A 24,035-nucleotide genomic window follows, 5' to 3' on the forward strand; every position below is an offset into this window, starting at 1 on the left:
CGCCGGTGGGTCAGAAGAAGGTGCGGATGTAGTCCGTGACCGTGCCGTCCGCCTCTGCCAGGGGGATCATCTGCCACTTGTCGAAGCTGGTGCAGGGGTGGGAGAGGCCGAGGGCTACCCAGTCGCCGACCTCCAGCTGGGCGCCCTCCGCGACCGTGACCCAGGCGTGCTGGTCGGAGAGGCCGGTGACGACGAGGCCGTGGGCGGGGCGGAGGGATCCGTCGCGGGCGGAGCGGACGAGCTGGGGTTCGGGCAGGTGGAGGTCGTACGCGGCGTCCCGCTTGCCCGCGTTGAGGAACGCCTGGCCGGGTTCGGGGGCGGAGACGACCTGGGCCCAGAGGCGGAAGGCGGGCTGGAGGTCGCCCTCCTCCGGGATGCGGTTGAAGGGGGTGATGTGCCGGTAGTGGCCGTCGTCGTGGGAGACGTACGCGCCGGAGCGCAGCAGCTTCAGGACGGGCCGGGAGAGCGCGGGCAGCTCGGCGAAGACATCGGCGACCGCGTCGAACCAGGCGCTGCCGCCCGCGCTGACGACGACCTCCTCCACGCCCTCGAAGCGGCCCGCCGCGTCGAACGCGGAGGCCAGGGCGGTGAGGCGGCGCAGCCAGGCCCGTACCCGGTCGCCGTCGGCCTTGGGCACCTCGCCCTCGTAGCCCGCGACGCCGACCAGCCGCAGCGTCCCGGCGGCGGCCACCGCGTCGGCGACCGTGGCGCACTCGGCCTCGTCACGGACCCCGGTGCGCGCGCCCTCACCCGCGCCCAGCTCGACCACGACGTCGACGGGGCGCCCGGCCCCGGCCTCGCGGAGGGCGGCGTCCATCAGCTCGACGCCGCGTACGGAGTCGACGTAACAGACGAAGCGGAAGTCGGGGTCGGCGTCGAGTTCGGCGGCGAGCCAGCGCAGGCCGGCGGGGTCGACGGCCTCGTTGGCGAGGAAGATCCGCTGGATGCCGAAGGCCCGGTAGATCCGCACATGGGAGGGGACGGCGGCGGTGATGCCCCAGGCGCCGTGGGCGAGCTGGCGCTCGAAGAGCTGCGGGGCCATGGAGGTCTTGCCGTGCGGGGCGAAGGCCAGGCCGTGGGCGGCGGAGTAGCGCTCCATGGCGAGCAGGTTGTGCTCCAGGGCCTCGGCCGACAGCGCGAGTACGGGAGTGGTGAAGCCGCCGGTGAACAGGTTGCGGCGCTCGGCGGCCAGCTCGCCCACGGTGCGGCCGTCGGCGTCCGGCGGAAGCCCCTTGAAGCGGTGGTCGACACGCTCCTGTGCGAGCTGGGCGACGGCGGGGTGCGCGGCGGCGCGCTCGCGTCGGTCGGTGGCCATGGAGGAGCCTCCCGTACATTTCTGGTTGCATTCTCTGCAACGTCCATTGCGTATAACGCTTAGCGCTGTTTAACATCCCGCCAAGCACCGGGTCAACGGTGTGTGCCATACCCCCACGCGCAAGGAGCGAGACCGATCGTGCGTCCAGCCCCGAGTGTCGACGTCGTGTGCCTCGGCGAGTCGATGGTGACCTTCGTGCCGTCCCGGCCGGGCCGCCTCGCGGAGGTGCCCGCCTTCGCGCGGGGCATCGGCGGCGCCGAGTCCAACGTGGCGTGCGGGCTGGCGGGCGCCGGGCACAGCGTGCGCTGGATCAGCCGGGTCGGCACGGACGGCTTCGGGGACCATCTGCTGACGGAGATCGCGGCGACCGGCGTGGACGTCGGCCGCGTCCAGCGCGATCCGCGCCGCCCCACCGGCATCTACTTCCGTACGGCGGGCGAACGGGCCGTGGAGTCGGACCAGAGCAGCACGGAGCCGCTCGCCGAGGTCGTCTACTACCGCGCCGGATCCGCCGCCGCGGCCATGTCCCCCGCGCTCATGCCGCGGACACAGACCTGGTCCGGCCGGGTCCTCCACCTCACCGGCATCACCCCGGCCCTCTCGCCCGACTGCCTCGCCCTGATGCGCGAGCTGACCACCCGGGCCCCCGGCCGTCCGCTGGTCTCGTTCGACCTCAACTACCGCGTCTCGCTGTGGGAGGACCCCGATCGCGCCCCGGACGAGGGTCCTGGCGTGCTGCTCGGCCTCGCCCGCGGCTGCGACCTGGTCTTCGTCGGCGAGGACGAGGCGGAGGCCGCCTGGGGCATCCGCGGCGGCGCGGACGCGATCCGCGAGGCCCTGCCCGAACCGGACGTGCTGGTGGTCAAGCAGGGCGCCGCCGGGGCCACCGCGTACGCCCGCGGGGCGGACGGAGCCGACACCGTCACCTTCGCGCCCGCCCTGCGCGTGGACGTTGTGGCGCCGGTCGGCGCGGGCGACGCCTTCGCCGCGGGCTTCCTGTCCGGCACCCTGCGCGGGCTGCCCGTCGCGCAGCGGCTGCGGCACGGCCATCTGATGGCGGCCGCCGTCCTCACCGTCCCCGGCGACCTCGGCACCCCGCCGTCCCGCGCGTACGCCGACCGGCTGGTGACACTGGACGCCGCCGAGTGGGGCACACTGCGATTCGGCCCCGGCTGGGCAAACCCGGAGCGATCGGGGTCCGATACCGCGGTGGTGGAGGTTACCGACCTATGAGCCAGACCGTCGACCGAGCGCTGAGCATCCTGCCCCTGCTGGCGGAGGGACCCGCCAACCTGGAGCAGGTCGCCTCCCGGCTCGGCGTGCACAAGTCGACCGCGCTGCGGCTGCTGCGCACGCTGCACGAGCACGGCATGGTCTACCGCCAGCAGGACCAGCGCTACCGGCTCGGTGCCCGCCTCTTCGCGCTCGCGCAGGAGGCGGTGGAGAACCTGGACGTACGGGAGATCGCCCACCCCCATCTGGTCGCGCTCAACGAGCGGTGCGGACACACCGTGCACCTCGCGGTGTACGAGGAGAACGAGGTCCTCTACATCGACAAGGTGGAGAGCCGCTACCCGGTCCGGATGTACTCGCGGATCGGCAAGCCCGTCGCGATCACGGTCGCCGCGGTCGCCAAGCTGCTGCTCGCGGACCTGCCGGAGGCCGAGCGGCGGGCGCTGGCCGAACGGCTCCCGTACCCGGCGTACACGGCCCGCTCCACCCCGAACGCCACCGCGTTCCTGAGGGAGCTGGAGACCGTACGGGAACAGGGCTGGGCCACCGACCTCGGCGGCCACGAGGAGTCGATCAACTGCGTCGGGGCGCCCATCCGGGGCGCGGACGGCCGGGTCGTCGCCGCGTGCTCGGTGTCGGCGCCGAACGTCGTCGTCACCGCGGAAGAACTCCTCACCCTGCTGCCCATGGTGCGCCGCACCGCCGACGACATCAGCCGGGAGTACTCGGGCGGCGCCCCCGCCCGGCCGTCCGACGGACCAGGAACCCCCGGAGCACCGCCTGAAGTTACCCCCGAAGCACCACCCGCAGTAACACCCTCCGTAACACCCGAGAAGAGAGCCGAGGATTCCTCCTCATGACCGAGAAGCCGCAGAAGACCGCGATCACTCCGGCCACCCACACCGCCCCGCCCGCCAAGTTCTCGCACGGCGTCAAGAAGGGGAACATCCTCCAGGTCGCCGGTCAGGTCGGCTTCGGCCCCGCGGTCCCCGGCCAGGCCCCCGCCCCGGTCGGGCCGACCCTGCGCGAGCAGACCCTGCAGACGCTGCGCAACGTGCAGTCCGTGCTGGAAGAGGGCGGGGCGAGCTACGAGGACGTGGTGATGATCCGCGTGTACCTCACCGACACCGCCCACTTCGCCGAGTTCAACGAGATCTACAACGAGTTCTTCGCGGACCTCAAGGAGGCCCCGTCGGCCCGTACGACGATCTACGTCGGCCTCCCCGCCGGGCTGCTCGTCGAGATCGACGCGCTCGCCGTCCTCGGCTGAAGCACGCCTGAAGAACTTCCGGGCGCGGGGGGGGGGGGGGGGGGGACCCCCCCCCCCCCCCCCCCCCCCCCGGAACCCCCCCACACCCACCGTCGTCGTCGCCGGGACCAGACCCCTGATCACCTGCACCAAGACCGCATCCCCAGCGCGCGGCCCCCCGCCGTGCGGCGATACCGCCTACCCAGTTTCCGGAGTCCTCCATGCTGCTCGCGGCCGCTCCCGCTGCCGAGACCCCACCCCATACCGGTGGTCTGCTCGCGATCATTCCCGGCACCGCCGGTCTGCTGACCGTCGCCGTCCTCGGCATCGCCCTTCTGCTCTACCTGATCATCAAGGTCCGGCTGCAGCCCTTCATCGCGCTGCTCGGCGTCTCCATAGCCGTCGGCCTGGCCGCCGGGCTCTCGGTCACCGAACTCTTCGGCACCGTCCAGAAGTCCGACGCCGTCTCGCTCATCGAAACCGGCATGGGCGGCATCCTCGGCCACGTCGCCATCATCATGGGCCTGGGCACCATGCTCGGCGCGATCCTGGAGGTCTCCGGCGGCGCCGAGGCGCTCAGCTCGCGCCTGCTCGGCCTCTTCGGGGAGAAGCGCGCCCCGCTCGCCATGGGCCTCACCGGCCTCATATTCGGCATACCCGTCTTCTTCGACGTCGGCATCTTCGTTCTCGCGCCGATCGTCTACGCGGCCACCAAGCGCAGCGGCAAGTCGATCGTCCTCTACGCGATGCCGCTGCTGGCCGGTCTCTCCATGACCCACGCCTTCCTGCCGCCGCACCCCGGCCCGGTCGCCGCCGCCGGACTGCTCCATGTCGACCTGGGCTGGGTCATCCTGATGGGCATCCTCGTCGGCATCCCGTCCGTCCTCGCCGCCTGGGCGTACGCCGCCTGGATCGGCAACCGCATATTCGTGCCCGTACCGCAGGACATGCTGGAGGCGGCGGAGGAGGCCCGGGAGGCGGTCGCGGCCGAGCAGCGCGCCGCCGGCAGGCAGCCCACGGAGCAGCCGGTGTCGGTGGGCACGGTCCTCGCCATCATCGGCACGCCGCTGATCCTCATCCTCTTCGCGACCTTCTCCTCCATCGCGCTGGACCCGAGCACCGGCCGCTCGGTCATCGAGTTCTTCGGCCACCCCTTCGTGGCGCTGACCATCGCCCTGCTGCTGGCGTACTACCTGCTGGGCATCCGGCGCGGCTGGTCCCGCAAGTCGCTGGAGACCGTCTCCACCACCTCCCTCAAGCCCGTCGGCAACCTCCTGCTGATCGTCGGCGCGGGCGGCGTCTTCGGCGCCGTCCTCAAGGGCAGCGGTGTCGCCCAGGCCCTCGCGGACGCCTTCGACAGCGCGGGCCTGCCGGTCATCCTGCTGTCCTACCTGATCTCCGTGGTGCTGCGGGTCGCCCAGGGCTCGGCGACCGTCGCCATCGTCACCACCACGGGGATCGTCTCCCCGATGCTCGCGTCGGGCGACTACTCGCAGGCCCATCTGGCGCTGGTCATCATGGCGATCTCGGCGGGCTCGATCTTCGCCTCGCACCTCAACGACGGCGGCTTCTGGATGGTCGCGAAGTACTTCGGGATCTCCGAGCGGGACACGCTGAAGTCGTGGACGGTGCTGGAGTCGGTGCTGTCGGTGGCGGGCTTCGCGGTGGCGGGGCTGCTGAGCCTGGTGATCTAGCCGTACGTGCGCCCCGGGGCCCGCCATGGACCCCGGGGCGCACGCGGGTCAGGTCGTCGCGCAGTACTGCGCTTCCTTGCCGATCGACCGGTACATGCAGTCCGCGTTCTCCAGCAGCTGGAGCACCGCGTCCTTGTTACGGCTCGTCTCGCGGTCGATCACCTCGTCGGGCGGGTAGAAGCCGCCCGCCCCGCTCGACGACGGATACATCTCGAACGTGTAGGCGAACACCTTCTGGCTGCCCCACAGCCAGTCGTCGATCGTGCCGTCCGTGATGTAGAGGTCGCTCGACTGCTCGGGGGTGTAGCCGTTGCTCGTGGCCATCTTTTTGCCGATCGCGGCGAACGCGTCCCGGTCGTCCTGCGTCATCCCGGTGGCGGTGTCGCTGTACGTCCAGCCGAACGGCCACAGCACCAGCTCGCTGTAGGTGTGGAAGTCGATGGCGGCCTTGAGCTGCTGCTTGCCGCCGACGACCCGGCTGCGCGCGAAGTCCGCGACGACCTTTACCTCGGGTGCCGACTCGGCCTTGGCGCCGCGGTAGGTCTCGGATCCGGCGGAGCCGGAGGAGCCGCCGCAGCAGCCCCACTTGTAGTCCCAGTTGCGGTTGAGGTCGGTGCCGACGGAGGAGGAGCCGGAGTTGGGCTGCCGGTTCTTGCGCCAGCTGCGGTAGCGGCCGGTGGCGATGTCGTACTCGCCGCCGTCCGGGTTGAGGTCCGGGACGATCCAGATCTCGCGGCCGTTGACGATGTCGGTGATGCGGGAGTCGGTGCCGTATCCGTCGGTCAGCTGGTGCAGCAGATACAGCGCCATCTCCACGGTGAGGTGCTCGCGCGCGTGCTGGTGGTGGGTGAACAGCACCTCGGGCTCGGCCTCGTCCGTGGCCACGTTGTCGCTGATCTTCAGCGCGACGATGTTCCGACCCTCGTACGACTTTCCGATGACGCGCTTGCTGAGAATGGCGGGGTACTTGGCTACGGCCGCGTCGATCTCGGCACTCATCTCGGCGTAGTTGTGGTACTTCGCGTCCGCCGAGGGGAAGTCGAACGGCTCGGCGGCCCGGCCCGCGTCGCGGTCGGCCGGACCGGGCAGCCCGGTGACCCGGTAGCCGAGCGCGCGCAACCGCCTGACCTGGGCGGAGTCGGCGGTGACGACGACGGAGCGGGCGTCCGTCTCGTCGATGGAGACGCCGGTGGCGGCGACGGCGGAGCGCTCGGCCGGGGAGGCGGGGCCCGCGACTTCGTACTGGCGCACGTGCTCATCGGCGGCCCGGTGAGGCGCCGCGTCGGCCGCCGCATCGGCCGAGGTGGCACGCCCTGGGGCCGGATCGTCGGCCTGGGCCGCGATCGGGGCGGCGAGGGCGAGGGACAACAGGGCGGCGAGGGCGGTGACCCGTCTGCCGCGAGTGCGAAGTCGCATACATGCTCCTGTGGGGTGAGAGGCGAGCGACTGCTGCGCCAGTGTTCGGCCATGCGCATGACACGGTCAAGGGAGGGAAATGGTCGAAGCCGAAGGAACTTCTCATCGAGGGAAGGAACCCCCCTGTGAACAGACCTCTCGTCGGCGCGCTCTCGGCCCTCTTATTGGGCGGCGCGACCCTCGCGGGCGTCGGCGCCGCCCCGGCGGCCGCCTCCTCCTCCCACCCGCAGGCCGCGCAGGCGGTCGACTTCGCCGGAACGGTCGCGCTCAGCAACTGCTCCGGCTCGGTCGTACGGACCGCGAAGTCCGCCGACACCGATCCCGCGCTCGTCCTCTCCAACGGGCACTGCCTGGAGAGCGGCTTTCCGAGCGCGGGCGAGGTGATCGTCGACAAGGCGTCGAGCCGCAGCTTCACCCTGCTGAACAGCTCCGGCGGGAGCGCGGGCACGGTACGGGCGAGCAAGGTCGCGTACGCGACCATGACCGACACCGACGTCTCGCTGTACCAGCTGACCTCGACGTACGCGCAAATACAGCAGCGGTACGGCATCAAGGCCCTGCAACTGTCCGACAGCCGCCCGGCCCAGGGCACCAGCATCAAGGTGGTCTCCGGCTACTGGAAGAAGATCTACTCCTGCAATATCGACGGATTCGCATATCGTCTTAAGGAAGGCGACTGGACCTGGAAGGACTCGGTCCGCTACACCTCCGCCTGTAACACGATTGGCGGAACGTCCGGTTCGCCCGTGGTCGACGCCTCGACCGGCACGGTCCTGGCCGTGAACAACACGGGCAACGAGGACGGGGCGCAGTGCACGCTCAACAACCCGTGCGAGGTCGACGAGAGCGGGAAGGTGACGGTCCGCAAGGGCATCAACTACGCCCAGCAGACGTACGGGATCACCAAGTGCGTGACCACCGGGAACAAGATCGACCTCACCCTCTCCGGGTGCGCGCTGCCCAAGCCGTGACCTGAGCCCTCCGCACGCGGCGGCGCCCCGGCCGCTCATGGCCGGGGCGCGCTGGTGTGCGTCGAACAACTGTCCCCTATCGGGGGTCCGGTTACGACAGGCCGTGGACGTGCGGGCCGACCGCCTTGGACCAGGCGTTGCCGCTCGCCGCGTCCCAGTTGGTGGACCAGGTCATCGCGCCGCGCAGGCCCGGGTAGGTCTTGCCGGGCTTGAAGCTGCCGCAGCCGGTGCCCTTGGTGAGGCAGTCGAGGGCCGCGTTGACCACGGCCGGTTCGACATAGCCGGAGCCCGCGCCCTTGGCCGAGGCGGGGACGCCGAGGCCGACCTGGGACGGGTCGAGGCCGTTCTCCAGCTGGACGCAGGCCAGCGAGGTGAGGAAGTCGACCGAGCCCTGGGCGTACGTCTTGCCGTCGCAGCCGTTCATGGAGCCGCTGTTGTAGTACTGCATGTTGACGACGGTCAGGAAGTCCTTGATGCCCAGGGCGGTCTTGAAGTACTCGGTGGACGGCGACTGCATGTCGATCGTCTGCGGCGCCATCGTCACCACGACATCGCTCTTCTTGTCGTGGACGGCCTTCAGCGCCTTGGTCATATAGGTCGCGTTGAGACCGTTTTCGAGGTCGATGTCGACGCCGTTGAAGCCGTATTCGTCCATCAGACCGGTGATGGAGCTGGCGAAGGCGTTCGCCGAGGCGTCGTCGCTGACCGAGACCGTGCCGTTCTGGCCGCCGACGGAGACGATGACGGACTTGCCCGCGGCCTGCTTGGCCTTGATGTCGTCCTTGAACTGCTGCTCGCTGCCGTAGCCGAGGGCCGGGTCGAGGCGGAAGTCGACGGCGCCCGGGGTTCCGGCCGCGTCCGCGAAGGCGACCGCGATGATGTCGTAGTCGTCCGGAACGTCACGCAGCTTCTGGACGGTCGCGCCGTTGTCGAAGTTCTGCCAGTAGCCGGTGACGGCGTGCGCCGGGACCGCGGCGGCGGTCCCGTGGGCGGGCTCCTCGGCCGCGTATCCGGTGCCGGTGGATATCAGCCCACCGGCGGCGAGCGCGGCGACCGCCGCGGCTCCGAGCAGCTTCATCCTCATCTGTGCGCGTATCACGACAGCCTCCGTGTGTGGGGGGAAGGGGAGGTGGTGCCTGTGCGCGTCCAGGGGCCCCTGAGGCGTGCGACCAAGGTGGTCCAGACCAATGCGGTTGTCAAGTGCATGGCGCAGATGGCCGCGTAGATCACCGCGCGGATCACCGCCCGGATGGCCGCGCCGACAGTCGCCCAGATGGCCGAGCGGGGGCCGCGCCGTTACCAGGAGGGTGTAACTCAGAGGAACTGTTCTCTCACGCGGCTTTCGTGGATAAAGTGACGATGCACCAGCCAGGGGCAGTTCACGACCCAAGGGCCGCCGCCGCTCGGCGACGACGTGAGACGGGGTAGCCGACGTGCCCACCGCGATAGCAGTCACCAGCCGCGAGCTGGTGCTTCCACCGCCCGACGGGCAGACCCCGTCGGCCGTAGTGCTCCGGCCACCGGAGGAGCAGTCGCTCGACGACGCGCTCGCCGAGGCCGGGGCGCTCCTCGACGCGCAGGGCTATCTGGTGGCGCTCTATCCGGCCGCCACCCCGCCGCCCTTCGTCCGCAGACTGCACACCGTGCGCTCCGTCCTGGAGAGCGACCGGATGGCGCTGTGCCCGCTCGAACTGCCGCCCCTGGCCGTCGCCGTCATCGCCCGTCAGCTGCGCCAGCTGTCCGTATCCGACTTCAGCCCGGGCGTGCTGGCCTGTTCCGCCCGGCTGCTGGCGCACTACGTGCACGCGGGCGCGCTGCTCGGCAGCGTCGCCCGGCTCGACCGGGTGCCGGTCAGCCTCACCTCGCACGTCAAGTCCTGGATGCCGGGCGCCCAGTTCGGGGTGCTCGCCCACCCCGAACCGCAGCTGGTGAAGGTGGGCGGGGACGGCGCGCTGCCCGGGCCCGCGTACGCCACCCACATGACCGTCGCGCGCGGCCAGCTCACCAGCCATGGCCATGGGACGGCCCCGCGCGACGACTGGGTCAGCGGGGCGCTGGCGCCCTCCTGGGGCGTCGGGGACGTCCACGAGGTGCCGCTGCCCGCCGAGTCGGCGCGCTGGTGGGGCACTCCGAAGCTGATCGAGTTCGCGGCGGCCATCCCGGACCTCTCCGTGCTCTACCAGCTCGTGGCGTCCGTACGGAGGGAGGAGTGCCACTGGTGCGGCTTCGAACTCATCGGCGACCGCTGCGCCTTCTGCTCCTGTCCGGTACCGCGCGGCGATGAGATTCCCGCCCTGACCCAGTCCGCCGAGCGTCCCGCCCTGACCAGCCGGTAAACGTCCCACTTACGAGGTTGTCCGTCCATGAATTCTCGCCAGCGCCGCGGAGTCATCCTGCTGGTCCTGTCGGTCCTGTGCGCCGGTGGCGCGTTCGCCGGGGTGCTCTCCGTCGTCAACGACGTGGAATCGAAGGTCGGTCCCGAGACGACCGCGTACAAGCTGAAGGGGAACATCGACGCGTACGAGGCCCTGGACGCCGGGGACTTCGAGAAGGTGTCGATGCCCGAGCGCTGGGTGCCCTCCACCGCCGTCACCGATCTCTCCGAGGTGCGCGGCAGAATAGCCGCGACCAAGCTCAGCCAGGGATCGCTGCTCCAGACGGACATGGTCGCCAACCGGCCCGCGCTGAAGGCCGGGCAGCAGGAGATCGCCATCATGATCGACGCCGCGACCGGCGTCGCGGGCAAGATCACCCCCGGTGCGAAGGTCAACATCTACGCCACCTTCGAGGGCAAGGCGCAGGGCGAGGCGTCGGTCTCCAAGCTGATCGTCGACGACGCGGAGGTCATCGACGTCGGCAAGCTGTCCGCGCTGAAGCCGGACGAGGACGACGAACGGCGCGTCGACCAGGCCGTGCCGATCACCTTCGCGCTCGACACCAAGGACGCGCAGCGCGTCGCGTACGCCGAGTCCTTCGCCTCGCACGTACGGCTCGCGCTGATCGGCCCCGGCGGCGACCCTGCCGTGTCGCAGCGCGACCGCACCTACACCCTCGACGGCGACAAATGACCGCCGTGACCCCCGTGATCCCTGTGATCCCTGTGATCCCCGTGAGTGAGGAGGTGCCGCGGTGACGATCAGAATCCTCCCGGCCGTCGGCGACCCCGACGCGGCCCGCGCCATCGGCGGGCTGCTCGGCCAGCTGCCCGGCGTCGAACCGTCGGCGCCGGTGGGCGACTCGACCCGGCTGCTGGACACCCTCGCCGCGCTGGCCGCCGCCTCGCTGGAGGAGCTGCCGGAGGTCGTCCTGGTCCATGAGCGGATCGGCCCGTCCCCCGCCCTGGAGCTGATCCGCGAGGTCGCGCTGCGCTTCCCGGCGGTGGGCGTGGTGCTGATCACCGGCGACGCGGGACCGGCCCTGTTCTCGGCCGCCATGGACGCGGGCGCGCGCGGCATCGCCGGGATACCGCTGGGGTACGACGAGCTGGCGGCCCGCGTCCAGGCCGCCGCCCAGTGGGCCACCGGCGTACGGCGCCACCTCGGGGGCGGCGGCGACGTGGCCGCCACCGGGCCGGGCGGCACGCTGGTCGCCGTCGCGGGCGCCAAGGGCGGGGTCGGTACGACCGTCACCGCCGTGCAGCTCGCGCTGGCGGCGCGCGCGGCGGGCCGTACGGTCGCCCTGGTCGACCTCGATCTCCAGTCCGGCGACGTGGCCTCCTACCTCGACGTCCAGTTCCGGCGCTCCATCGCCGACCTGGCCCAGATCACCGACATCTCGCCGCGGGTCCTGCAGGACGCGGTCTTCACCCACCACACCGGGCTCGGGCTGCTGCTCGCGCCGGGGGAGGGCGAACGCGGCGAGGAGGTCACCGACCGGGCGGCCCGGCAGGTCGTCGGCGCCCTGCGGACCCGGTTCGAGCTGGTCGTCGTCGACTGCGGTACGCAGATGACCTCGGCGGGCGCGGCCATCGTCGAACAGGCCGACACCGCGCTGCTGGTGACCACCCCGGACGTGGTCGCGGTGCGGGCCGCCAAGCGGATGGTGCGGCTGTGGGACCGGCTCCAGGTCCGCAAGGCGGAGGAGACCGTGACCGTCGTCAACCGGCACACCCGCAGCGCCGAGATCCAGCCGCAGCTGGTCGCGCGCGCCACGGGTACGACGGTGGCGCGGACGGCGATCCCGGCCGGGTTCAAGGAGCTCCAGCCCGCCGTCGACTCGGGGCGGATGCAGGATCTGGACGCCAAGTCGGCCGTCAAGCAGGCGCTGTGGGGGCTCGCCGGGGAACTGGGCCTGGCGGGCGGCACCCCCGGCACGCCCCCGCCCGGCCGCCGCACCCCCCACCGGAGCGGCGGCGGCCACGCCCAGGGCGTCGACCGCTCGCTGCCCGGGACGCGGCGGCGCCGTGCCATAGGGGCGGGGCCGTACGACGACGGTGACGGCGGGGGCGACACGGGCCCGGGGACGGACGCGCTCAACGAGATCCCCCCGTCCGCCACCGGCCGCTTCCTGCGCAAGCGGGGCGGCGACCGCGGCCAGGTCACGGTCGAGTTCATCGGCGTCCTGCCGCTGGCGCTCATCGTGCTCGCGGTCGTCTGGCAGGTCGTGCTCGTCGGCTACACGTACTCGCTCGCGGGCAACGCGGCCGACAAGGGAGCCCGGGCGGGCGCGGCCGGGGGCCCGGCCGCCTGCCAGTCCGCCGCGCAGGACGACATCCCCGGCTCGTGGAGCGCCGACATCGACTGCCCCGGCGCGGGCGACGGCACGGTGTACCGGTCGACGGTGAAGCTGACCGTCCCGATCCTGTTCCCGGGCGCCGCCGACTTCCCCTGGACGGTGACCGGTTCGGCGGGCGCCGCCGACGAGGGCGACTTGGCGGGCGCGGGGCAGTGAGGGGACGTACAGCGATGACGCACCGGACCGGCCCCGCCGCGGATGCCATGCGCACGCCGGGCCCCCCGGTCGGACCGGCGGCTCCGCGCGACCGGGGCTCGGCGTCGATCGAGTTCCTCGGCTTTCTGCCGATCCTGATCCTCGTCGCGCTGGCCGCCGTCCAGCTGGGGATCGCCGCGTACGCCGTCCAGCAGGCGGGCACGGCGGCGCGGGCGGCGGCGCGTACGGGCTCGCTGGATGAACCGGGCACCCCGGACGCCGCCGGGAAGGCGGCGATCAGCGGCTGGCTGGCGGACGGGACGAACATCAGCGACGGCAGCTGTGGCGGCGGCGAGGCGCGGGCGACCGCGACCGTGGAGATCCCCTCGGTCATCCCCGGCTTCGACTTCGGCAGCGCGGAGAGGAGCGCCACCATGCCGTGCGACGACGGAGACCTTCAGGCGGGAGGGCAGCCATGAGCCTGCGGGCCCGTATCAACGCGCCCGAGGTGCCCGCGGAGGGCCGCCAGGACGGGCATCTCGTCGCCGTCTACCGCGCCAAGCTGCTGGAGGAGATCGACCTCGCCGAGATGTCCTCGCTGGCCGCCGCCGAGCGCCGGACCCGGCTGGAGCGCGTCCTCGGCCACATCATCAGCCGCGAGGGCCCGGTGCTGTCCACCGGGGAGCGGTCCCAGCTCATCCGTCGGGTGGTGGACGAGGCGCTGGGCCTCGGCGTGCTCGAACCGCTGCTGGAGGACGCCTCCATCACCGAGATCATGGTCAACGGACCGGACCAGATCTTCGTGGAGCGGGCGGGCCGGGTCGAGCTGGTGCCCGTCCGGTTCGCGTCCGAGGAGCAGCTGATGCAGACCATCGAGCGCATCGTCTCCACCGTCAACCGGCGGGTGGACGAGTCGAATCCGATGGTCGACGCCCGCCTGCCGTCCGGTGAGCGGGTCAACGTGATCATCCCGCCGCTGGCGCTGACCGGCGCCACCCTCACCATCCGCCGCTTCCCGCGCGCCTACACGCTCAGCGAGCTGATCGGCATGGGCACGCTGGACGAGCAGATGCTGCTGCTCCTGGCGGCGCTGGTGCGGGGCAAGTTCAACGTCGTCGTCTCCGGACCCACCGGCTCCGGAAAGACCACGCTGCTCAACGCCCTCTCCGGGCTGATCCCGGACGGCGAGCGGATCATCACCGTCGAGGACGCCGCCGAACTCCAGCTCCAGCAGACCCATGTGATCCGGCTGGAGTCCCGGCCGCCCAACGTCGAGGGCAAGGGCCGGATCACCATCCGCGACCTGGTCCGCAACTCGCTGCGGATGCGCCCCGACCGCATCATCGTCGGCGAGGTGCGCGGCGGCGAGACCCTCGACATGCTGCAGGCCATGTCCACCGGCCACGACGGTTCGCTCGCCACCGTCCACGCCAACAGCGCCGAGGACGCGCTGATGCGGCTCCAGACGCTCGCCTCGATGTCCGACGTGGCGATCCCGTACGAGGCGCTGCGCGACCAGATCAACAGCGCCGTGGACTGCATCGTCCAGCTCGTCCGGCACGCCGACGGATCCCGCCGGATCAACGAGATCGCGCTCCTCGACAGCCACGGCCACGAGGAGTACCGCATCGCCACCGTCTGCCGTTTCGACGCCCAGCCCATGGGCGCGGACCGGATCGTGCACGGGCGGTTCTCGTACTTCCCGCTCCCGGAGCGGGTCGCGGAGCGGCTGCGGATGGCCGGTGAGGCGGTGCCGCCCGCGTTCGGGGTGGCCGCCTTCCCGGCGCAGCTGACCACGCGGGGCGCCGCGTACGGCAGGGACGACAAGGGCGACATGGGCGCGTACGGCGCGCGGGACGGGAGGTAAGCGCCATGGACCGGCTCGCGATGCTGACGCTCGGCACGACGCTGGTGTGCGGCGCGCTGGGCGTCGCCGGGGTGCACGCCTACGCCCGGGGCACGGACCGGCAGCGCGCGCTGATCGACCGGCTGTCGGAGTCGGGGGCGGCGGAGGCGTCCGGGCGCTCCCGCCGCTTCGCCCGCGTGGACCGGCGGCTGCGCACCACCTCGCTGGGGCACCGGCTGGAGCTGCGGCTGGCGGCGACGGGCCTGGACGTGACCCCCGGCGAGTTCTTCGTCTACACGGCCGCCGCGGCGGCCGGGCTGTGGCTGGTGGCGGCGTCGCTGCTGGCGTCGTTCTTCGGCCCGATCGCGGCCGTCATCGCCGTCTGGTCGGCGTTCGGGTACCTGGGCTGGCAGCGGCAGAAGCGGATCGAACGGTTCATCAACCAGCTGCCCGAGCTGTCCCGGATCCTGGCCAACGCCACCCAGGCCGGGCTGGCGCTGCGTACCGCGCTGAGCATGGCGGCGGACGAGATGGAGGCACCGGCGGGCGAGGAGCTGTCCAAGGTCTCCGCCAAGCTGGCGGTGGGCCACTCGGTCGACGACGCGCTCGGTGAGCTGGCGGAGCGGCTGCCGTCCCGGGAGCTGGTGGTGCTGGTCACCACGCTGGTGCTGTCGAACCGCGCGGGCGGGACCGTGGTCAGCTCGCTGCGCAACCTCACCCACACGCTGGAGGAGCGGAAGGAGACCCGCCGCGAGGTCCGCACCCAGCTCTCCCAGGTGACCGTCACCGCGTATGTGGTGCCACTGATGGGCATCGGAACGCTGCTGCTGATGAACCGGATCGCGCCGGGCTCGCTGGACCGCATGACCGCGTCCATCTGGGGGCAGGCCGCGGTGATCGGGGCGTTCGCCCTGTACGGGATCGGTTTCTTCCTCATCCGCCGCATGTCGAAGATCGACGTCTAGGGGTACCTCGCATGGGTTTCGGACTGCTGCTGGCGCTGGCGGCCGGGCTCGCGGTGGCGGGCATCGCGTACGGCATCGCGCTGTACCGCAGCGAGGCCAGGCTGCCGAGCGACCTCGCGGTCGCGCTGGAGGTCGGGGCGACCCGTACGAACGCGGTCGGCTCGGCCGTCGACCGGCTCGGCATGCGCTACGCCCCGCTGGTGCTGCGGCTGATGGGCGACAAGCGGGTGGCCCGGGTGCGCCGCCGGATCGATCTGGCGGGCCATCCGGGCGGGCTGACGGTCGACCGGTACGCGGCCCGCCGGGCGGTGTACGGGGCGCTCGGCTTCGGCGGCGCGCTGGTGATGCTTCTGAAGGGTCAGCTGCTGCTGGCCCTGCTGCTCGTCGCCTTCGGCCTGTTCTGGATCGAGGTCGGCATCTGGGCGGCGGTACGGGAGCGGAAGGACGCGATCGACCGGACCCTGCCCGACTTCCTGGACGTGCTGGCGGTCGTGGTGAGCGCGGGACTGGGCTTCCGGCAGGCGCTGGACCGGGTGTCGGAGAAGTACGAGGGTCCGTGGGCGGATGAACTTCGCATCACACTTCGGCAAATGGACATGGGGGTCAGCCGACGGCAGGCGTTCGAAGAACTGCGGAAGCGGAACGACTCGGAACAGGTCGCCCAGTTCGTCACGGCGCTTCAGCAGGGCGAGGAACTGGGCGCTCCGATCGTCGAGACGCTGATCGCCATCGCGAACGACATGCGCCGCACGGACGCTCAGAACGCCCGCCGCCGCGCCGCCCGCGCCGTCCCCAAGGCGACCATGGTCATCACGACCTTCATGGTGCCGGGGACGATGGTGCTGCTCATCGCGGGCTTCTTCATCGGCTCCGGCACGGACTTCGGTTCGATCACGGGAGATTGACGGTCATTTGGGCGAATATGCTTCGCGATCGCAATCGGGTGTGGGACAGTCGTCGACGGTGAACTCCTCGGCGGCGGGAGGGGGTGAGACGGATGAGCCGCGGCGGCGGACGTCCGCGCACAGGGTTCGAACACCGTGTATCGGGAAGGCAATGCCCCCTGGGACACTGTTCCGTGGCGGCTGTTTCGGCGTACTTTGCTCGTGTCGCGAGCGACACCACGGGGGTTGAGTCGCCGGACCAGAGTGGGACGGCCACCCATGGAGGGGAACACGATGGGGAAGCGCGTTATGGGGAACGACCGGGGGCAGACCTCGATCGAGTACCTGGGGATCATTGCCGTGGTGGTCGCCATCGTCCTGGTGCTGTCGACGACGGACTTCGGAAGCATGATCGCAAATGCGATCTCCGACAAGATCTCTCAGGTCGTCGGCATCTGACCGACCCCGTGACGGTCCGCAGAGACCTGAGAAGTGACACCGGGCAGGCCTTCCCGATCTACATCACCGCGGTAGCGGCCCTGCTTTTCCTCGCCCTCGTCTTCTTCGCGGTGGGCCAGGCCGGGGCCACCCGCAACGGCGGACAGACCGCCGCCGACGCGGCCGCCCTCGCCGCCGCCCAGGACTACCGCGACCAGTTGGGCACGGCGCTGCTGGAGGCCCTGACGGACGGCAGCGCGCTGGAGGACCTGCTGAACGGGCGGGGGATCGGTGGTACGGGCGCGTGTGACGAGGCGCAGTGGTTCGCGGGCGAGAACGGGGCCGATGTGACGGACTGCCAGGGTCCGGACTATCTGCCCACCTCCTTCACCGTGCGGGTCAAGACGCAGAAGCCGGTGGGCAAGACCGTCATCCCCGGTACGGAGAGCAAGTACGCCACGGCGGAGGCCAAGGCGGTCATAGGTCCGCGCTGTACGCTCCAGCCGCCCGCCGAGCCGACGCCCACCCCGAGGCCGACGCCGACGGGCGATGACGACGGCGACGACGGCGGCGAGGAAGGCGGAGACGGCAAGGACGAGAAGCCCGCCATCGACCTGATGTGCGACGGCAGGGCCGTGACCATCGACCCGGCCCACCCGGAGCTCTTCCCGGACGTCAAGGACCTGTTCTCCGTGCACCTTGCCGACTGAGCGACCTGAGCGACCGACGAGTAGACGAGCAAAGGACAGCGAGCGATGAGCATTCGGCACACGACGAAGGCCCGGAGGGGGGCTGCCGCAGCGGCGCTCGGAGCGGCCCTGGCCCTCGCCGTGGCCGGGTGCGGCAGCGGCGACGACGGCGGGAAGGAGGACGGCTCCCCGCAGAAGTCCACCGCGGCCAAGACCGACGACGAGCAAGGCGAGACGGAGTCCGCGGCGGACTCCAAGAAGGTCATCGGCGAGATGAAGGGGCCGAAGAACATCGTCGTCACCCTCCACTCCGCGGAGCGTGACAGCGGCGGATTCGTCACCGTCAACGGGACGGTGACCAACCGCGGCAGCATGCTGTTCAACCCGGTCGACTGGCGCTCCACGGAGGTGGAGCTGGCCAAGTCCCGTTCGTCCGTGTCGGGTGCGTCCCTCGTCGACGGGAAGGGCAAGAAGCGGTATCTCGTGCTCCGGGACACCGATGGCCAGTGTCTGTGCACCACGGGGCTCTCCGGGATCAAGCAGAACGAGAGCCGCCCGTTCTTCGCGCAGTTCCCGGCCCCGCCCAAGAGCGTCACAGAGGTCGACTTCCAGCTCCCGACGATGCCGTCCGTCAGCATCAAGCTCTCCGGGTGAGCCCCGCCATGACGACACGTGTGACAGCCCGCCGCGGCGTACGGTACGGCCCGGTCCTGGCCGCCCTCGCGCTCGTTCTCACCACTCCGGCGCACGCGGACAGCGGTCCCGGCGCCCCTGCCGACACCAGGCCGCCCCTCAAGATCGACGCGAAAGACCCCGATCTGCGGATGCCCGAAGGCGCAAAGCTCGCGGCCGGGCGGGTCCTGGACATCAAGTCGGTCGTCGAGACGGACGACGGCGACGAGCGGCGCGAGGACACCAACACCAAGGTGAGCTTCGCCCTGCAGGCCGAGGTGCTGTTCGGCAAGGACAGCGCGAAGCTCGGCAGCGACGCGAACGCCCGCATCCAGCAGATCGCGGACGAGGCGGAGCGGCAGGACGCGAAGAGCGTCCGGGTCTTCGGCTTCACCGACAACCTGGGCTCCGCCGCCCACGGCCTCACCTTGTCCCGCGAGCGGGCCAATGCCGTGCAGCAGCGTCTCGCCGAGCACCTGGACCCGTCCGTCTCGTACCAGATCCGCGGCTACGGCGAGCAGTACCCGATCGCGGACAACGGCACGGAGGACGGCCGCAAGAAGAACCGCCGAGTGGAAGTCAGCTTCCCCCGTGGCGGCTAGCGGCTCTTCCCCCACCCCGCCCCTTCCCGAACCAGGGGCTCCGCCCCCGGACCCCGCCCAAGGGGCGGCCCCGCCGCGCCCCGTCCACCGCTGGGCCTGCGCTCCCGGACCAAACCGGGCTGTGCCCCGGACCCAATCGGGTTGCGCCCCAGCCCCCGCCGGGGCTGTCGCGCCCGTGCGCTGAGGCGCGCCCCAGCCCTCGTTGCTGCGCCCGCTCCTAGGCCCCCTCCCATGAGCCGATGCCCGACCCCCAGCCCCTCTGGGCGGTACCACTCAGCCCCTCCGGCGTTTGAGGAGCGGGGGTGTGGGGCGGAGCCCCCACCGGGGTGCGGGGCGGAGACCCGGGTCGGGGAGGGGCGGGGTGGGGGAAAGGCCTCGGCGGAGCCGTGCCGCATCATGGAGCACGTTGCCCCACCCCGCGCGGGAGTTCCCCTGAATACCACCGTCGCCGAGATCCTCGCCGTCACCCTCCTCCTCGCCGTGCTGGCGTTCGCCGTCGCGCGGCCCCGCGGCTGGCCCGAGGCCGTCGCGGCGGTGCCCGCGGCCGCGGTCGTGGTGGGGGCCGGGGCCGTGACACCGGCGGCGGCGTGGGCGGAGACGCGGAGCCTGCTGCCCGTCGTCGGGTTTCTGGCGGCCGTGCTGCTGCTGGCGCAGATGTGCGCGGACGAGGGGGTGTTCGAGGCCGCGGGGCAGGCCGTGGCCCGGGCCTGCCGGGGGCGTACGGACCGGCTGCTGGGCGGGGTGTTCGCGGTGGCGGCGCTGGTCACCGCCGTACTGAGCCTGGACGCGACGGTCGTCCTGCTGACCCCCGTGGTGTTCGCGACCGCGACCCGCCTCGGCGCCCGCTCCCGGCCGCATGTCTACGCCTGCACCCATCTGGCGAATTCCGCGTCGCTGCTGCTGCCGGTCTCCAACCTCACCAACCTCCTCGCGCTGGAGGCGAGCGGGCTCTCGTTCACCCGGTTCGCCCTGGTCATGGCCCCGGCCTGGCTGGTGTCCATCGCCATCGAATTCCTGGTCTTCCGCCGCTTCTTCGCCGCGGACCTGGCCGCCGGGACGACGAAGCCGCCGCCCGCCGAGTGGCCGCGGGTGCCGGTGTTCGCGCTGGCCGTGCTGGGGCTGACCCTGGCCGGGTTCGTCGTGACGTCGCTGCTCGGGCTGGAGCCCGCGTGGGCCGCGGGGGCGGGGGCGCTGGTGCTCGCGGTGCGGGCGGTGCGGCGGCGGACGACGACCGTACGGGGCGTGATCGGCGCGGCGGGCCCGCTGTTCTGCCTGTTCGTGCTCGCCCTGGGCGTCGTGGTGCAGGCGGTCCTGGACAACGGCCTGGAGGCGGCGCTGTCCCAGGTGCTGCCCGTCGGCACCGGACTGCCCACCCTGCTCGCCATCGCGGCCGTCGCGGCGGTGCTGGCGAACCTCGTCAACAACCTGCCCGCCACGCTGGCGCTGCTGCCGATCGCCGCCGAGGGCGGCCCGGGACCGGTCCTGGCCGTGCTGATCGGGGTCAACCTGGGCCCGAATCTGACCTACGTCGGCTCCTTGGCCACGCTGCTGTGGCGGCGTATCGTCCGCCACCACGGGGCGGACGCCGACTCCGGGCTGGGCGAGTTCACCCGCCTCGGGCTGCTCACCGTGCCGACCACGCTGGTGGCGGCGACGGTGGCGCTATGGGCCATGCTGGCGACGCTATGAGGAACTCATGATCGTGCTCATCTGGATCGCCGAGGGCACCTGGCAGTCCGCCGTGGACGCCGCCCGCGACCATCTGTTCGCCGACGCCGACGCCGAGATCCGCCTGCTGTACGTCACCGACGACCACGTGGCGGGCGCCGCGCACGGCGCGTTCGCCGGGCTGCTGGGCCGGGGCCGCCCCGGACGGGACCCGGGGGATCAGCTGGAGGAGCTGGCCGAGACCGCCGCGTCCGAGCTGCTGGACGCCGCCGCCGAGCGGCTGCACCGGCCCGTGACGCGGCTGCACCGGCACGGCCGGGTCGAACACGAGGTGGTGCGCGAGGCGGACGGGGTGGACCTGCTCGTCTGCGCCCGCGACGGGGACCGCGACCGGCTGGGGCCGCACAGCCTGGGGCCCGCCGCGCGGTTCGTCGTGGATCACGCGCCCTGCGCGGTCCTGCTGGTGTGGCCCGCGGCCGCGCCCGGCATCGAGTCGCTGCCGCCACCGCCGCCTTGAGCGGACGGGTGGCTCAGGACTCGATCCAGTTGTGCGCCTGGGCCAGCTCGATGACGCGCCGCCGCACCTGCTTGATCTGGTCGGCGGTCAGACTGCCGCCCATGTCGACCAGCGTCTCGGTCAGCTCCTGCCGGAACTCGGCCACCGAGAGCACGTCGCACATCGTGTCGTCGCCCGAGTCGGGCGCGGGGGAGGACCGGACGATCGGGGCCGCGGAGCGCTCCAGGATGCGGACCTCGGACGCCTTGGGGCCCTTGTCGCCGTACTCGGGGACGAACCGCACCTTCGAACCGGGCTGGAACAGGTGCTTCTCGTCCAGAAGGTCGTTCGCGTGCATGAACACGTCCTCGCCACCGTCGTCCGGGGCGATGAAGCCGTAACCGCGAAACTCGTCGAACCGCAGAATCTTGCCCGTCGTCGTCAACGTGCCACCCCTACCCCTGTACCTCTACCTCATGTACACCATCGAAAGCCGAGCTCAGCGTACATAAGGCGGTTGAGCCGAAGAAGGGCCGGGGTCAACCGCGACCCGGGCGCCCCGCCGCAGGCCCCAGCGCTCCATCGCCCCCGCCTCGGCCTCCAGAACGTGGCGCGCACGCGGCCGCGGCAGCCCGAGCCGCCCGGGGCGCAGGGTGGTGACGGCCAGCACGGTCAGGCGGCGGTCGAGATAGGCGACATCGATGGCGAAGCGCATCCGGAAGGTGTGCACCCCGCTCGCGGGGGTCAGCAGGATCGCGCCGGTCAGCCCGTCCCGGCCGAGCAGCCCGCGGGCCCGGGCGCGGTAGGAGGCGGCGATCTCCAAGGGCACGTCGACACCGTCCGGTCCGCGGAGCGTTCCGGTGCCGTCCCGCCAGCGGCCCATGCCCGTCCCCTTCCCCACCCGTCGTCCACCCTTGGGATGAGTGTTCCACCGAGGGGTTCTCCGAGGCCGCCACTTCCGTAGGCTCGGGCCGTGCAACCGCTGCTGATCGCCCTCGCCGCCGCCTACGGCGCCGCCGCCGGGCTGCTGGTGCCGCGTCCGCTGTACCGGCTGGCCGTCGACACCGGGCAGCCGTGGCGCGCGGACTGCCCGGGCGGGCACGCGCTCACCGGCCCGGCCCGCGGCTGGCTGGGCCGCGCCCGCTGTCCGCGCTGCGGCGGGGGAGAAGGCGGGTTCGGGAGAGAAGGCGGGTACGGAGGAGAAGGCGGGTACGGGGGAGAAGGCTCGTACGGGCCCGGCCCGCTGCTCCCCGCCCTGCTCACCGCGCTGGTGTGCGCGGCCCTGGCGGCGGCCGCCGGGGCACGTCCCGAGCTGGCGGTGTGGCTGCTGCTCGCCCCGCCCGCGGTGCTGCTGGCCGGGGTGGACCGGGCGGTGAACCGGCTGCCGGACGTGCTGACCCTGCCGATGGCGGGCGCCACAGCGGTGCTGCTCGGCGGCGCCGCGCTGCTGCCGCACAGCGCCGGGTCCTGGCCGCGGGCGCTGCTGGGCGGGGTGGTCCTGGGCGGGGCGTATCTGCTGCTGTTCCTGATCAGCCCGCGCGGCATGGGCTTCGGCGACGTCAAGCTGGCGCTGACGCTGGGCGTGGCCCTCGGCTGGTACGGCTGGGCGGTGCTCTTCTGGGGCGGATTCGCCGGGGTGCTGCTGGGGTCGCTGTACGCGATGGCCCTGGTCCTGGCGCGGCGCGCGGGCCGCGGGACACCACTCGCGTTCGGCCCGTTCATGATCCTCGGGGCGGGCGCGGGGCTGGTACTGGGGGCGCTCGGCACCGGGTGACGCCCCACGATGTCCGCGCCGCGCACATCCTCACCCCGCCGATGCATGGACAACCGCTCACGAAGGGTTATGGTGGAAACCCCCCCTCGGGCCGGTCCGTACTCCCCCCCACGGACCGGCCCGCTCTATTACGGGGTCATCGCGTCGCCGCGGCGGAACCCAGCCCGCACAGGCCGTCACGCACCGTGACAGCGCAGGGGGTCGCATGAGTCGTACGGACGTCTGTGCGATGCTCCGATACCCCGTCCGACCGGCTCGGTTAGCCACCCCCGCCGCCCCGCAGTAGGGTGCTGCCCTTGGGGCGGACAGCCATGGCGAGCCATGCAAAGCACTGAGGGGCTGGAAGACGTGAAACTGCGCGACCTGGTGTACGGGCTCTACGCACGCCGGGTGGAGGGCCGCCTCGACCACGACCAGGTGCCCAAGCACATCGGGGTCATCCTCGACGGCAACCGCCGCTGGGCCCGCGCCTCGGGCGGCACCACCGAGCAGGGTCACAAGGCGGGCGCCAGCAAGATCCGGGAGATGCTGGGCTGGTGCAGTGAGACCGACGTCGAGGTCGTCACGCTGTGGATGCTCTCCACCGACAACCTGGACCGCCCCGAGGAGGAGCTGAAGCCGCTCCTGAACATCATCGAGGGCGCCGTGCGCGACCTGGCCTCCGACGGCCGCTGGCGCGTGCACCACGTCGGGAACCGGGATCTGCTGCCCTCCCACACCCAGTCGGTCCTCAAGGAGGCCGAGCGGGACACGGAGCACATCGACGGAATACTGGTCAACGTCGCCGTCGGCTACGGCGGCCGCCAGGAGATCGCCGACGCGGTGCGCTCGCTGCTCCTGGACCACGCCACCAAGGGCACGTCCTTCGAGGAGCTGGCCGAGGTCGTCGACATCGACCTCATCGCCGAGCACCTGTACACCCGCGGCCAGCCCGATCCGGACCTGGTGATCCGCACCAGTGGCGAGCAGCGGCTGTCGGGCTTCATGCTCTGGCAGAGTGCCCATTCGGAGTACTACTTCTGCGAAGTTTTCTGGCCGGCCTTCCGCAAGGTCGACTTCCTCCGCGCCCTGCGTGACTACGCGGCGCGGGGCCGCCGCTACGGCAGCTAATCGCCTTATCGCATAAGACAGTTCACCGGCCGGGGGGGGGGGGGGGAAACACGCCGCGCGCCGACACCCGTGAGAACGAACCGCCTCCCAACCGCCTGCCTGGTCGGGTCCACATCGCGTTCTCGGCGGCTCTCTCCCCAGGAG

The 24,035-nt window shown here is 71.8% G+C and carries 25 protein-coding genes; 20 read left to right on the forward strand and 5 right to left on the reverse strand.

Going from position 1 to position 24,035, the window contains the following annotated elements; translation table 11 throughout:
* Nucleotides 1-10: 10 nt before the first annotated feature.
* Nucleotides 11-1,315 (reverse strand): amino acid deaminase, encoded by a 1,305-nt coding sequence (locus ACZ59A_RS10595; protein WP_470956247.1) that lies wholly within the window; start codon nucleotides 1,313-1,315, stop codon nucleotides 11-13.
* Between the two features lie 138 nt (nucleotides 1,316-1,453).
* Between ACZ59A_RS10595 and ACZ59A_RS10600 the strand changes: the two genes are divergently transcribed.
* From ACZ59A_RS10600 to ACZ59A_RS10615, 4 genes are all read left to right on the forward strand, one after another.
* Entirely contained in the window at nucleotides 1,454-2,548 is a 1,095-nt protein-coding gene (locus tag ACZ59A_RS10600; protein WP_470956250.1) for a sugar kinase, read from the forward strand.
* Nucleotides 2,545-3,408, forward strand: coding sequence for an IclR family transcriptional regulator (locus ACZ59A_RS10605; RefSeq protein WP_470956253.1), 864 nt, complete (start codon nucleotides 2,545-2,547; stop codon nucleotides 3,406-3,408). The genes ACZ59A_RS10600 and ACZ59A_RS10605 overlap by 4 nt, the downstream gene beginning before the upstream one ends.
* A complete protein-coding gene (locus ACZ59A_RS10610; protein ID WP_468051155.1) occupies nucleotides 3,405-3,818 on the forward strand; it encodes a RidA family protein in 414 nt (137 codons plus the stop codon). The genes ACZ59A_RS10605 and ACZ59A_RS10610 overlap by 4 nt, the downstream gene beginning before the upstream one ends.
* 200 nt (nucleotides 3,819-4,018) lie before the next feature.
* A complete protein-coding gene (locus tag ACZ59A_RS10615) occupies nucleotides 4,019-5,491 on the forward strand; it encodes a GntP family permease (protein WP_468051159.1) in 1,473 nt (490 codons plus the stop codon).
* 48 nt (nucleotides 5,492-5,539) lie between these two features.
* Here ACZ59A_RS10615 and ACZ59A_RS10620 read toward each other — a convergent pair whose 3' ends face one another.
* Nucleotides 5,540-6,907 (reverse strand): M14 family metallopeptidase, encoded by a 1,368-nt coding sequence (locus tag ACZ59A_RS10620; protein ID WP_470956257.1) that lies wholly within the window; start codon nucleotides 6,905-6,907, stop codon nucleotides 5,540-5,542.
* A gap of 125 nt (nucleotides 6,908-7,032) precedes the next feature.
* On the opposite strand from ACZ59A_RS10620, the gene ACZ59A_RS10625 reads away from it, so the two are divergent.
* A complete protein-coding gene (locus ACZ59A_RS10625; protein WP_470956260.1) occupies nucleotides 7,033-7,878 on the forward strand; it encodes a S1 family peptidase in 846 nt (281 codons plus the stop codon).
* 91 nt (nucleotides 7,879-7,969) lie between these two features.
* Here ACZ59A_RS10625 and ACZ59A_RS10630 read toward each other — a convergent pair whose 3' ends face one another.
* A complete protein-coding gene (locus ACZ59A_RS10630) occupies nucleotides 7,970-8,962 on the reverse strand; it encodes a chitinase (protein WP_470957868.1) in 993 nt (330 codons plus the stop codon).
* A gap of 349 nt (nucleotides 8,963-9,311) precedes the next feature.
* Between ACZ59A_RS10630 and ACZ59A_RS10635 the strand changes: the two genes are divergently transcribed.
* The 13 genes from ACZ59A_RS10635 to ACZ59A_RS10695 all read left to right on the forward strand — a co-directional run bounded on the left by ACZ59A_RS10635 (nucleotide 9,312) and on the right by ACZ59A_RS10695 (nucleotide 21,028).
* On the forward strand, nucleotides 9,312-10,214 hold the full coding sequence (locus tag ACZ59A_RS10635; RefSeq protein ID WP_470956263.1) for a hypothetical protein: 903 nt from the start codon (nucleotides 9,312-9,314) through the stop codon (nucleotides 10,212-10,214).
* A 27-nt stretch (nucleotides 10,215-10,241) separates the two neighbouring features.
* Complete coding sequence (gene cpaB / locus ACZ59A_RS10640; RefSeq protein ID WP_468051170.1) at nucleotides 10,242-10,946, forward strand: Flp pilus assembly protein CpaB; 705 nt, start codon at nucleotides 10,242-10,244, stop codon at nucleotides 10,944-10,946.
* Between the two features lie 61 nt (nucleotides 10,947-11,007).
* Nucleotides 11,008-12,768 carry an AAA family ATPase gene (locus ACZ59A_RS10645; RefSeq protein WP_470956267.1) on the forward strand — a complete coding sequence of 587 codons (1,761 nt, stop codon included), beginning with the start codon at nucleotides 11,008-11,010 and terminating at the stop codon, nucleotides 12,766-12,768.
* Nucleotides 12,769-12,782: 14 nt separating this feature from the next.
* Nucleotides 12,783-13,226, forward strand: coding sequence for a TadE/TadG family type IV pilus assembly protein (locus tag ACZ59A_RS10650; protein WP_470956270.1), 444 nt, complete (start codon nucleotides 12,783-12,785; stop codon nucleotides 13,224-13,226).
* On the forward strand, nucleotides 13,223-14,614 hold the full coding sequence (locus ACZ59A_RS10655) for a CpaF family protein (protein WP_470956272.1): 1,392 nt from the start codon (nucleotides 13,223-13,225) through the stop codon (nucleotides 14,612-14,614). Before ACZ59A_RS10650 ends, ACZ59A_RS10655 begins: the two co-directional genes overlap by 4 nt.
* 5 nt (nucleotides 14,615-14,619) lie before the next feature.
* Entirely contained in the window at nucleotides 14,620-15,558 is a 939-nt protein-coding gene (locus ACZ59A_RS10660; protein WP_470956275.1) for a type II secretion system F family protein, read from the forward strand.
* Between the two features lie 11 nt (nucleotides 15,559-15,569).
* On the forward strand, nucleotides 15,570-16,463 hold the full coding sequence (locus ACZ59A_RS10665; protein WP_470956278.1) for a DUF5936 domain-containing protein: 894 nt from the start codon (nucleotides 15,570-15,572) through the stop codon (nucleotides 16,461-16,463).
* Between the two features lie 273 nt (nucleotides 16,464-16,736).
* Nucleotides 16,737-16,901 (forward strand): hypothetical protein, encoded by a 165-nt coding sequence (locus tag ACZ59A_RS10670; RefSeq protein ID WP_199830888.1) that lies wholly within the window; start codon nucleotides 16,737-16,739, stop codon nucleotides 16,899-16,901.
* An 8-nt stretch (nucleotides 16,902-16,909) separates the two neighbouring features.
* Complete coding sequence (locus ACZ59A_RS10675) at nucleotides 16,910-17,590, forward strand: pilus assembly protein TadG-related protein (protein WP_470956281.1); 681 nt, start codon at nucleotides 16,910-16,912, stop codon at nucleotides 17,588-17,590.
* 45 nt (nucleotides 17,591-17,635) lie between these two features.
* The gene (locus tag ACZ59A_RS10680; protein ID WP_470956282.1) at nucleotides 17,636-18,223 is read left to right on the forward strand and encodes a hypothetical protein; all 588 of its coding nucleotides are present in this window, start codon (nucleotides 17,636-17,638) and stop codon (nucleotides 18,221-18,223) included.
* A gap of 8 nt (nucleotides 18,224-18,231) precedes the next feature.
* Nucleotides 18,232-18,843 (forward strand): OmpA family protein, encoded by a 612-nt coding sequence (locus ACZ59A_RS10685; RefSeq protein WP_470956285.1) that lies wholly within the window; start codon nucleotides 18,232-18,234, stop codon nucleotides 18,841-18,843.
* Nucleotides 18,844-19,239: 396 nt separating this feature from the next.
* Nucleotides 19,240-20,532 carry an SLC13 family permease gene (locus tag ACZ59A_RS10690; protein WP_470956288.1) on the forward strand — a complete coding sequence of 431 codons (1,293 nt, stop codon included), beginning with the start codon at nucleotides 19,240-19,242 and terminating at the stop codon, nucleotides 20,530-20,532.
* A 7-nt stretch (nucleotides 20,533-20,539) separates the two neighbouring features.
* The gene (locus ACZ59A_RS10695; RefSeq protein ID WP_470956291.1) at nucleotides 20,540-21,028 is read left to right on the forward strand and encodes a universal stress protein; all 489 of its coding nucleotides are present in this window, start codon (nucleotides 20,540-20,542) and stop codon (nucleotides 21,026-21,028) included.
* A gap of 13 nt (nucleotides 21,029-21,041) precedes the next feature.
* Here ACZ59A_RS10695 and ACZ59A_RS10700 read toward each other — a convergent pair whose 3' ends face one another.
* Nucleotides 21,042-21,452, reverse strand: coding sequence for a cold shock domain-containing protein (locus ACZ59A_RS10700; protein ID WP_470956294.1), 411 nt, complete (start codon nucleotides 21,450-21,452; stop codon nucleotides 21,042-21,044).
* A 54-nt stretch (nucleotides 21,453-21,506) separates the two neighbouring features.
* Nucleotides 21,507-21,890: a DUF192 domain-containing protein gene (locus ACZ59A_RS10705; protein ID WP_470956297.1), complete on the reverse strand. Its 384-nt coding sequence runs from the start codon at nucleotides 21,888-21,890 to the stop codon at nucleotides 21,507-21,509.
* 90 nt (nucleotides 21,891-21,980) lie between these two features.
* Between ACZ59A_RS10705 and ACZ59A_RS10710 the strand changes: the two genes are divergently transcribed.
* Nucleotides 21,981-22,781 carry a prepilin peptidase gene (locus ACZ59A_RS10710; RefSeq protein WP_470956300.1) on the forward strand — a complete coding sequence of 267 codons (801 nt, stop codon included), beginning with the start codon at nucleotides 21,981-21,983 and terminating at the stop codon, nucleotides 22,779-22,781.
* A 348-nt stretch (nucleotides 22,782-23,129) separates the two neighbouring features.
* The gene (locus ACZ59A_RS10715) at nucleotides 23,130-23,891 is read left to right on the forward strand and encodes an isoprenyl transferase (protein WP_468051626.1); all 762 of its coding nucleotides are present in this window, start codon (nucleotides 23,130-23,132) and stop codon (nucleotides 23,889-23,891) included.
* Nucleotides 23,892-24,035: the final 144 nt, after the last annotated feature.

The sequence above is a fragment of the Streptomyces sp. NPDC040405 genome (assembly GCF_055595765.1).